The sequence below is a fragment of the Microcystis sp. M083S1 genome, from assembly GCF_020246405.1.
Lineage (GTDB): Bacteria > Cyanobacteriota > Cyanobacteriia > Cyanobacteriales > Microcystaceae > Microcystis > Microcystis aeruginosa_C.
This window is the reverse complement of the sequence record NZ_JADBTB010000069.1, coordinates 1-2,784: the sequence shown is the minus strand read 5'-3', so window position 1 is coordinate 2,784 and position 2,784 is coordinate 1. Positions and strand designations below refer to the sequence as shown.

Sequence of the window (2,784 nt, the reverse complement as noted above, 5' to 3'; positions counted from 1 at the left end):
GTAAGGAGATGCTACCGTTTCTGTAAAAATTTTGGGATTATGAAGAAGATATTTAATCTTTTAATCAACCTTAAACTATTTACTTTTCCTAATCTCCACAATTACGATGCTTTTTCATGTCTTATTTGAAAACGCTATATCCCAAAATTAACGATCGCTCTTTAAGAATTGTCAATTTCGAGCAAACCCAAATTGAAGAAGGATTATCTATCCAGCTACCTCGCCATACTTCCCAATCTTTACAGATCGGTTCTGCGGAAGATGCCGATATATTTTTGCCAGATGTACCTGCAATAGCCGCCAAGCTCAGTTTAGAGAGAAAACAATGGAGACTTAGCACCCCTGTGGAAAATAAAGTACAAATACAAAGAAGAATGTTATCGGAAAATGCCACGGAAACCTTATATCACAATCAAATGTTGACTTTCTATCATGAAAACACGAATACTCGCTATTACCGATTTATTTTTTGCGATCGCTTTCTCGATCCGGACAACTAAAAAAGCTGGTAGAAACCTTCTGCTTTTTCCCCTATCGATCCTCGCGTTCACTTTCTTCGATTCTGCTTCCGTCCGAGCGAATTCCGTCAAGATTCTCCGCGCCATTACCGACCACGATCAAGTGACTTTAAAAGTACAAGTTCGCGACCATCGTGACCTGCTCGTACCCGGATTACAAGCGAATAACTTTACCGTCCTCACCACGGCGGCCAATCAAACCGAATTTAAATATCGATTAACTCCCCTAACTCTCCCGAAAATTACTATAACCCCACCCGATCAAGTCAAACCCGATCCCGCCTATTTAGTGATTTTGCTAGATATGAGCGGCAGTATGGATAATCGGGATGAATCCCAACAAGTCAAACTCCAGGGAGCGATCGAGGGAATCCAAAAATTTATTACCACGATCAAAACCAAAAAACTTCCCGTAGAAATTGCCCTAGTTCCCTTTGGGGAAGGGTGCGCCCATAGCTATCCGGTCGATCAGACAGTGATTCAAAAGTATCTAGAAGCCTATCCATACAAAACAACCAAAACTCGACTTTCCCAGTTAGCCAATATTGATGTCTGCGCCTCCACCAATCTCTATCAACCCCTCGATGAAGCGGTCAATTTTCTGACCACTTCCGAACGTTTTCAGCAAAATTCTTGGGGTCTGCCTCCCCGTCTCGGCGTGATCCTATTTACCGATGGATTCGATGCCGATCCCGATCGAAACAAGGAAGAACAACGCTTTCAGTCCACTCTGGCTCTGCTGGCCCGTTCCCCTCACGTCACCGTCCACACGATGGGATACGGCGAATCCCTAACCCGACTCCGCGCCCGCGCCCAATGCGCCCAGGAGTTACGCAGCCGCCCTCTCACCGTGGATACTCTCCTTACCTACTGTCAGCTTCCTTGGGGAGAAGATATCCGCGAGTTTATCGTCGATCGATCTCGATTGACAGCGATTGCTAAAGAGACCGGCGGAATTGCCCGATTCCCGCGTTCAGCTGAAGAAGTGAGCCAAGGATTACGAGAGTTCCTGACCGCGCTCCGAGAATACGAGATCAGCTATCCACAACCAACCGCCGATCGGCTCACCATCCATCAAGCCAAAGTTATCGTCAATGCTCCAGGAAGAGGTATGTCCTCTCTCATCTCCGCACCGCTCGAATTCCAGATGCCGAATTATCTCTATCACTCTCTCTCGATTTGGGAACGTTTGGCGATTTTTCTCGGTACGCTAGTCGCAACGGTATTCGGTGTTCGCCGGTTCAATGCCTGGAGCCACCAACTCAAAGAAGAAAGCCGCCGAAATTTAGAGGGGTTTTAATGGTTTTTGGACAGGTGCAAGATCACCTATGGATGATAATCTGCTTAAGTCCCTTGAATTGGTTAAAGATAAGCGAAAAACTAGATGATAAAAACAATTTATTAAAACCATAAGAAAGAATACTTGATTTTATTGAAGTTCACTGCGAGGAACTCCTCTATGCTGTTTAAATCCCGAAAGACAAAGCAGAAATTTAACCCTGATTACTGGCGAGATCATTCGGCCAACGAACGCACCTATCTGTTTAAAGCTTGGCGTTCTTGTCTGGGGTCGGGAAGTTCTCGCACCAAAGCGGCCAGGGCGAGGGCATTATCGGCCGATAGAATGGTTTCTAAGACTGCCAGGGTGAGAATAGTGCCGCAAGTGGTTAGAGAGAGATTTTCAGCGATTTTGAGGGGACATAAATTAGCTTTTCACTCCTATCACTGTGTTGAGACAGATTAATCCTTCTACGGTTCTTGGCCAGGTAATGATTTGGTAGTAGTGGCGTAGCCCTCTTGCTCATCCGGTATGAAGTGTGTAAAATAAGTAGTCGTGCAAAATTAATTTCCTAGTCGAGACAGGAGACAGGAGACAGGAGACGGGAGACGGGAGACGGGAGACAGCTATTAGGGATCGGATTTGAGTTTTCAGTTCACTGTTTCCTCACACCAGAAGTCTGACGGAGTAGTGGCTTAGATGCGTAATTAATTTTGCTTAGGTACTTACTGCTCCACCGATCGATTTTGGGGAACGCATCATAAAGAAAAGGCTTAAAGATGCTCAGTAACAAGGGTAAAAAAACAAGTCGCCCCTGGTGTTTTTGCCCGACGATATTGCAGATTATAATTAGGGGCTGCTGAAAAAGTTTTTCGTGGGGGCAGGGTGTGGGGTGTGGGGTGTGGGGTGTGGGGTTTTACCCATTTTCAGGTGGTCAATTACCTAATTTTCAGGGAAAAAATCCCTAAATTTTCCCCCCAATCACTC

2 protein-coding genes and 1 pseudogene are annotated in these 2,784 nt (G+C 45.5%); all 3 read left to right on the top strand.

Annotated elements, in window-relative coordinates:
- Positions 1-116: 116 nt before the first annotated feature.
- Positions 117-500 carry a hypothetical protein gene (locus tag IM450_RS06655; RefSeq protein WP_287670308.1) on the top strand — a complete coding sequence of 128 codons (384 nt, stop codon included), beginning with the start codon at positions 117-119 and terminating at the stop codon, positions 498-500.
- A complete protein-coding gene (locus IM450_RS06650) occupies positions 433-1,818 on the top strand; it encodes a VWA domain-containing protein (RefSeq protein ID WP_228051279.1) in 1,386 nt (461 codons plus the stop codon). Before IM450_RS06655 ends, IM450_RS06650 begins: the two co-directional genes overlap by 68 nt.
- Before the next feature lie 159 nt (positions 1,819-1,977).
- A pseudogene (locus IM450_RS22455) lies at positions 1,978-2,061 on the top strand (YidH family protein); the annotation flags it as partial.
- Between the last annotated feature and the right edge of the window lie 723 nt (positions 2,062-2,784).